This window comes from Janibacter sp. LM (genome assembly GCF_039631275.1).
In the GTDB taxonomy this organism is placed as follows: domain Bacteria; phylum Actinomycetota; class Actinomycetes; order Actinomycetales; family Dermatophilaceae; genus Janibacter; species Janibacter terrae.
The window spans coordinates 94,190-100,803 of the sequence record NZ_JBDIVG010000003.1 but is presented as its reverse complement, the minus strand read 5'-3'; the positions used below and the strand labels follow the sequence as shown (position 1 = coordinate 100,803).

General features: G+C 74.6%; 7 protein-coding genes. 1 reads left to right on the top strand and 6 read right to left on the bottom strand.

Going from position 1 to position 6,614, the window contains the following annotated elements; translation table 11 throughout:
* Positions 1-38 precede the first annotated feature (38 nt).
* The 6 genes from ABC138_RS02485 to nadC all read right to left on the bottom strand — a co-directional run bounded on the left by ABC138_RS02485 (position 39) and on the right by nadC (position 5,035).
* On the bottom strand, positions 39-368 hold the full coding sequence (locus ABC138_RS02485) for an Lsr2 family protein (RefSeq protein ID WP_068321282.1): 330 nt from the start codon (positions 366-368) through the stop codon (positions 39-41).
* 51 nt (positions 369-419) lie between these two features.
* Complete coding sequence (locus ABC138_RS02480; protein ID WP_068321279.1) at positions 420-626, bottom strand: hypothetical protein; 207 nt, start codon at positions 624-626, stop codon at positions 420-422.
* A gap of 2 nt (positions 627-628) precedes the next feature.
* The gene (lysS, locus tag ABC138_RS02475) at positions 629-2,083 is read right to left on the bottom strand and encodes a lysine--tRNA ligase (RefSeq protein WP_345912660.1); all 1,455 of its coding nucleotides are present in this window, start codon (positions 2,081-2,083) and stop codon (positions 629-631) included.
* A 96-nt stretch (positions 2,084-2,179) separates the two neighbouring features.
* Positions 2,180-3,514 carry a DUF6297 family protein gene (locus ABC138_RS02470; protein ID WP_345912659.1) on the bottom strand — a complete coding sequence of 445 codons (1,335 nt, stop codon included), beginning with the start codon at positions 3,512-3,514 and terminating at the stop codon, positions 2,180-2,182.
* Entirely contained in the window at positions 3,507-4,130 is a 624-nt protein-coding gene (locus ABC138_RS02465) for an ABC transporter ATP-binding protein (RefSeq protein WP_345912658.1), read from the bottom strand. Before ABC138_RS02465 ends, ABC138_RS02470 begins: the two co-directional genes overlap by 8 nt.
* Positions 4,130-5,035 (bottom strand): carboxylating nicotinate-nucleotide diphosphorylase, encoded by a 906-nt coding sequence (gene nadC, locus ABC138_RS02460; protein WP_345912657.1) that lies wholly within the window; start codon positions 5,033-5,035, stop codon positions 4,130-4,132. The genes ABC138_RS02465 and nadC overlap by 1 nt, the downstream gene beginning before the upstream one ends.
* 72 nt (positions 5,036-5,107) lie before the next feature.
* On the opposite strand from nadC, the gene ABC138_RS02455 reads away from it, so the two are divergent.
* Positions 5,108-6,613 carry a CYTH and CHAD domain-containing protein gene (locus ABC138_RS02455; RefSeq protein ID WP_345912656.1) on the top strand — a complete coding sequence of 502 codons (1,506 nt, stop codon included), beginning with the start codon at positions 5,108-5,110 and terminating at the stop codon, positions 6,611-6,613.
* Position 6,614: the final 1 nt, after the last annotated feature.

Below are 6,614 nucleotides of genomic sequence, written 5' to 3'. Positions count from 1 at the left end.
CCCCCCCCCCCCCCCCCCCACGACCGTGGGTGACCCGCTCAGCCGTTGGCCTTGGCGTAGGCGTCGCGGACCTTCTGGCTGATCCGGCCGCGGTCGGACACGTCGTGGCCGTTGGCGCGGGCCCACTCGCGGATCTTGGTGAGCTCGCCGCTGTTGCTGCGCGAGCCGGAGGGGGCGCCGCTGCTGCGGCGACCCGAGACGCGACGGCCGGCGCCGATGTAGCCCGCGAGGGCGTCACGCAACGTGGCGGCATTCTTGTCGCTGAGGTCGATCTCGTAGGTCACGCCGTCGAGGGCGAAGGTGACCGTCTCGGTGGCCTCGCCACCGTCGAGATCGTCCTCCAGCAGGATCTGGACACGCTGAGCCATGGAAGTCTCCGTAAAGGTGGTGAATGAATGTCTGTCATTCACCACCTTAGGCTATTCGCCGCCCTGCGGAGAATCCCCGGAAATGTCCTTCTTCTCGTGCGCATCCTTGCGCTGCTCCGCATTCCACTTCGCCAAGGCCTTGCGCTCGCTGCGATCGGCCTCGAGCATGTATCGGATGATCCAGTAAAAGAGGAATGCGACCCCGACGGTCGGCAGCAGGGCCGCGGCATAGGGCCAGTACTCGTTGATGAATTCCATGATCAGGCCTCGGGCTTGGTGTGCGGGAAGAGAATGGTCTCCCGGATCCCGGCACCCGTGAAGAGCATGATGAGCCGGTCGATCCCCAGACCAAGACCGCCCATCGGCGGGGCGCCGAACTCCAGGGCGCGCAGGAAGTCCTCGTCGAGCTGCATGGCCTCCTCGTCGCCCGCCGCGGCCCGCCGCGACTGGTCCTCGAGGACGCGGCGCTGGATCACCGGGTCGATGAGCTCGGAGAAGGCCGTACCCCGCTCGACGCCGCCGATGAAGAGGTCCCAGGCCTCGATGAGACCGGGCTCGTCGCGGTGCGGGCGCGCCAGAGGCTGGGCGATCGCGGGGTAGTCGCAGATGAAGGTCGGCTGCACGCACGTCGGCTCGACGAGCTCGGCGACCAGCTCCATGGCGATCTTGCCGGCGTCCTCCCACGACGGGTCGAGGTCGACCCCCTTCGCCGCCGCGATCTCGCGCAGCCGCTCCGCGGGAGTCCTGACGTCGATGCTCTCGCCCACGGCCTCGCTCAGGGCCTCGTAGAAGGGCAGCCAGCGCCACTCGCCGTCGAGGTCGACCTCTCCACGAGGCGTCTGCACCACGCGCGTCCCGGCCACATCGGCGGCGGCCAAATGCAGGTCCTTGATCAGCTCGGCCATCGTGAACTGGTCCCCCCAGGCCTCATAGGCCTCGAGCGAGGTGAATTCCGGAGAATGCGTCGAGTCGACGCCTTCGTTGCGGAAGAGACGACCCATTTCGTACACGCGGTCGATGCCACCGACGACCGCCTTCTTGAGCGGCAGCTCGAGCGCGATCCGCAAGGACATGTCCTGACCGAAGGCATTCATGTGAGTGTTGAAAGGACGGGCCGCGGCGCCGCCGTGCACGGTCTGCAGCACCGGCGTCTCGATCTCGATGAACGAGCGCGCGTGCAGGGTCTCGCGGATGGCGCGCACGATGCCCGCGCGCAGCCGCACCATGTCACGGGCCTCCTGGCGCACGACGAGGTCGGCGTAGCGCTGACGCACCCGCGACTCCTCGGACAGCTCCTTGTGCAGGACCGGCAGCGGCCGCAGTGCCTTGGAGGCCATGACCCACGAGGTGGCCATGACCGACAGCTCGCCGCGACGGGAGCGGATGACCCGGCCGGTGACGGCGACGTGGTCGCCGAGGTCGACGTCGGCCTTCCACGCCGCGAGCGCGTCCTCGCCGACCTCGGCCAGGGAGAGCATGACCTGCAGCCGCGTGCCGACGCCCTCCTGGAGCGCGGCGAAGGCGAGCTTGCCGGTGTTGCGCACGAACATCACCCGGCCGGCGACGGTCACGACGTCCTGGGTCTCCTCGCCGGTCTCAAGGTACGCCCAGCCCTCGGTGACCTCGGCGAGGGAGTGGGTCCGGCCGATGCCCACCGGGTACGCCTGCCGGCCGTCGGCGAGGAGCCGGTCGCGCTTGTCGCGCCGGATGCGCATCTGCTCCGGCAGCTCGTCGTCGGCAGGGGTCTCGATGGGGGCGTCACTCACGGGAGACCACGATATCCGCGCCCCCTGCCCCGCCCCGAATCCACGTCAGTCGCGAGGGCGCAGCACCTGCCACGCGAGGAGTGCCGCGCAGACCGCGAGCGTGATCGGGCCGGCGTCGGTCGCGTCGCCGATGAGCACGAGCGCGGTCCCCGCGAGCGCCAGGTCGGTCCCGAGGACGAGCCGCTGGACGAGCCCGACGTGCAGCGCCCCGCCGGGGGTGGACAGGGCGACCCCGAGCCCGGGCGGCGGGTCGCACGCCCGCATCGCCCCGGCGAGCGCCGCGAGCGCGATCGCGGGCGGGGCCCACCACGGCAGGCCGAGCGCGCCCACGGCGACGAGGGACCCCATGAGCGCCGCGACGAAGGGGGGTCCCGCCAGGACCGCGGTCACCGCGGCAGGGTGCGCGGGCAGGGCGCGACGCAACCCGGGCGTGGTGAGCCACGTCGAGAGCCCACCGGCCGCCGTGCGCGCGACGGCGAAGACTGCCAGCGCGGCGAGGACGGCACCGGCGAGCCGACCGAGGAGGAGGCCGGCGACCAGGGCCCCCACGCAGCCGAGCAGTGCGGTGACCAGCTGGCGCGAGCGGCGGGAGAGCGCGTGCAGCTCGTGGACGAGGACGCCGGACAGCGCCCCGCCGGCCCCGGGGCGGCTCGGACGGGTGCCCCGCCGGGCGAGCCGACGACGGGCCGCCAGGACCTCGAGGGCGGCGCCGTCGAGCATCAGCGTCGCCGCGGTGACCGCCTGCACGACCTGCCCGGCCCTCGCGAGCTCGACGTCGGGGACGGACCGCGAGGCCGGGCCGGGCCGCCAGGACCCGCCCTGGCGGCGCAGGGCGAGCGGCCCGAGCACCAGGCACACGAGCAGCCCGACGGCGGCGCACCCGAGGACCGGGACGACCGGCGGCGCAGCCGACCCGGACCCGCCCGCGAGCGCGAACCCGACGAGCACGCCCCACGAGGCCCCCGCCACCGCCGCGACGAGGAGCACCCGCAGCACGGTGCCGCGCAGCAGCAGCCCCCGGTCCGCGGGTGTCGACAGCAGCCACGTCGCCTGCCCGGGGTCGGCGGAGACCGGTCCGACCGCGCGCAGCCCTGCCCAGGCGGCGAGCACTGCCAGCGCGGCGGCCCCGACGGCCACGAGGTCGTGGCCACCCGGGCCGAGGCACACGGCGGTGTCGCAGTCGGGGCGCAGGATGGCCGGCCCGGTCGCCGCGAAGAGCATCGTCAGCAGCGTCGCGGCGATGAAGAGCCCGACGTACCAGTCCTGGACGACCTGCAGCGGGCTCGGTGCGCGGGAGGCGCGGCGACGCGTGCGCAGCACCTCCCGGGCGAGCACCCGGTCACCCGCACGGTCGCCGGCGCCGCCGCTCACCTCAGACATCGCCCTCGAGGGCCACGACGCGGGCACCGCTGCGCCGCACCACCTCCGGGTCGTGGCAGGCCACGAGCACCGCACGCCCTGCGGCGGCATGGCCGGCGAGCCAGTCACCGAGCCAGGCCCGTCCTGCGTCGTCGAGCCGCTGCTCCGGCTCGTCGGCGAGCAGCAGCGCCCAGGGCCGCACCATCGCCGTCGCGAGCGCGAAGCGCTGCGCCTGGCCCGACGACAGGGTCCCCGGCAGCTGGTCGGCGACGTGCTCGATCCGCGCCTCGTCGAGCGCGCCGGCGACCACGGCCTCGGGGGCGTCCACGCCGTGCCCTCGTGCCAGCAGGTCCAGGTGCTCGGCGACCGTGAGGTCCGGCAGGACGCCGAGGTCCCCGAGCACCGCGCACAGCGCGCGCCGGGTCTGCGGCTGGCGGGTGTCGAGACGGTGCTCGCCGAGGAGGACCTCCCCCTCGTCCGGTGTCTCCGCGCCCACCACGCACCGCAGGGCGGTGGACTTGCCGACGCCGTTGGGCCCGACGAGGGCGACGACCTCGCCGGCGGCGACCTCGAGCTCGAGCGTGTCGAGGACGGTCCGCCCGCCGTAGGCCTTGCCCAGGCCGCGCACCGTGAGCATCAGAGCAGGTCGAGCGCGAGGTCGACGATCGGCGAGGAGTGGGTGAGGGCACCCACGCTCATCCAGTCGATGCCGGTGGCCCCGTACGCGGCCGCGACCTCGAGCGTCAGACCTCCGGTCGCCTCGATCTCGACGCGCTCGCCGCGCTCGTCGGCCCACGCGCGGGCGGCGTCGACGGTCGCCCGGAGCAGGTCGACGGGCATGTTGTCGCACATGAGGAACCGAGACCCTGCCTCGAGCGCCTCGAGCGCCTGCTCGGTGCTCTCGACCTCGACCTCGATCGTCACCTCGGGGTAGCGCGCGCGGATCGCGGCGTAGGCGGCGGCCACTCCCCCGGCGGCGTGCACGTGGTTGTCCTTGACCATCGCGACGTCGTAGAGGCCCATGCGCTTGTTGGTGCCGCCGCCGCATCGGACCGCGTACTTCTCCAGCGCGCGCAGGCCCGGCGTCGTCTTGCGGGTGTCGAGGACCGTGCACCCGGTGCCCTCGAGCGCGTCGGTCCAGCGCCGCGTGTGGGTCGCCACCCCGGTGAGCCGCGACATGATGTTGAGCAGCGTCCGCTCGGCCATGAGGACCTGACGCAACGAGCCGCGCAGCTCCGCGACGACGTCCCCGCGGGCCAGGGCGCTCCCGTCGGCGATCCGCACGTCGAGCGAAGGGGAGGTCCCCCCGGTCCTCGTGGCCACCTCGTCGAGGACGAGGGCGATGACCGGGCCCCCGGCGAGCACACCCGCCTCGCGGGCGACCACCTGACCCGCACCCACCTGGTCGGCGGGGATCGTCGCGGTGCTCGTCACGTCGAGCGCCTGCGGCCCGAGGTCCTCGTCCAGGGCGGAGGCGACGAGCCGGCGGGCGGCCTCGTCGGGGAAGGCGAGCTCTCGGTCGGGCTGCTGGTCGGCGGTCACGGAGCGAGGCTAACGTGAGCGCCCGCGCGGGGACGGGGGGGACAATGGGACCACCACGAGGAGGTGGGCGCAGTGACCGGACCCCGACCCGACCCGGCGGAGCACGTCGAGCGCGAGGTGAAGCTCGAGGCGGAGCTCGACGCGGTGCTGCCCGATCTCGCCGGTGTGGCGACGACCGGCGAGCGACGGGTCCACGACCTGGCCGCGACCTACCTCGACACCCCCGGGCTGGCCCTGCAGCGGGCGCGGACCACCCTGCGCCGGCGCACCGGCGGCGACGACGCCGGCTGGCACCTCAAGCTGCCCCGCGAGGACGGCGCACGCACCGAGCGGCATGCGCCCCTCGGCCGCACCGCCGCCCGGGTGCCGCCCGAGCTGCGCGAGCTCGTCACCGAGGTCGTCGGGGCCGCACCGCTGCTCCCGGTCGCGACCCTGCTCACCCGCCGCGCCGAGACCGACCTGCTCGACGACTCCGGTCGGGTCGTCGCCGTGCTCTGCGACGACGTCGTGCTCACCGCACCGGCGGGCGAGGGCTGGCGAGAGCTGGAGGTCGAGCTGGCCCCCGGCGCCGACGCGGCAGTGCTCGAGCGCGCGGTCGCCGCGCTCGTCGGCGACGCCCGCACCGGCATCAGCCGTTCGACCCGGGCCTCCAAGGTCGCCCGGGCCCTCGGCCCGCTGCCCGACCCGCCACCGCCCCGCTCCCCCGCCTCCTCCGCCGCCGAGGTCCTGCTCGACTACCTGCGCGTGCAGGTCGGCGTCGTCCAGGCGCGGGAGGGCGGGGTGCGCACCCACGACCCCGACGCCGTGCACAAGACCCGCGTCGCGCTCCGACGCCTCCGCAGCACCCTGCGGGTCTACCGACGGCTGCTCGACCGGGAGGTCACCGACCCCCTGCGCGAGGAGATGCGCTGGTACGCCGGCGTGCTCGGCGAGGTCCGCGACATCGACGTGGTGCGCCAGCACCTTCGCGCCATGACCACGGCCCTGCCCGGACCACGACCGGAGGCGGTCCGGGCCCGCATCGAGAGCACCCTGGACGAGGCCCACGAGAGTGCGACCGAGCAGCTCGACGAGGCCCTCGGCTCCGAGCGCCTCGACCGGCTGGCCGAGCAGCTTGCCGACCTCGCCGTCACTCCGCCCTGGCGTGGCCGTGCCCGGCGCCGTGCCCGCGCGGTCCTCCCCCGCCTGGCGGGGCAGGCGGTGCGACGGGCCGAGCAGACGGCTGCCGAGGCCGCGGCGGCCACCGACGCGGACGACCAGCAGCGGCTCGTCCACGAAACCCGCAAGCGCGCCAAGGCCGCCCGCTACGCCCACGAGGCCCTCGTCCCCGCGTGGGGCGGACCCGCCGACGCGGCGGCCGCGGGCTGGGAGCGGGTGACCGAGCTCCTCGGCTCCACCCAGGACGGCGTCACCACCGCCTCGTGGTTGGCGCGCACCCGCTCGGCCGCCGCGGCGGACGGTGAGGAGGTCGCCCCCTTCGACGTCCTCGCGGAGCGGGTCGCCCGGGAGGCGGCCGCCGCGCAGGACGCGGGCGGTGACGCGCTCGACGGGGCGCGCTCCGTGCCCCGCCTGCGCTGAC

Bases quoted from the DNA above. Each gene is read 5' to 3' on its own strand.
- ABC138_RS02465 (WP_345912658.1), bottom strand. From the start codon at position 4,130: ATGCTCACGGTGCGCGGCCTGGGCAAGGCCTACGGCGGGCGGACCGTC.
- ABC138_RS02480 (WP_068321279.1), bottom strand. From the start codon at position 626: ATGGAATTCATCAACGAGTACTGGCCCTATGCCGCGGCCCTGCTGCCG.
- ABC138_RS02470 (WP_345912659.1), bottom strand. From the start codon at position 3,514: ATGTCTGAGGTGAGCGGCGGCGCCGGCGACCGTGCGGGTGACCGGGTG.
- ABC138_RS02485 (WP_068321282.1), bottom strand. From the start codon at position 368: ATGGCTCAGCGTGTCCAGATCCTGCTGGAGGACGATCTCGACGGTGGC.
- lysS (WP_345912660.1), bottom strand. From the start codon at position 2,083: ATGCGCATCCGGCGCGACAAGCGCGACCGGCTCCTCGCCGACGGCCGG.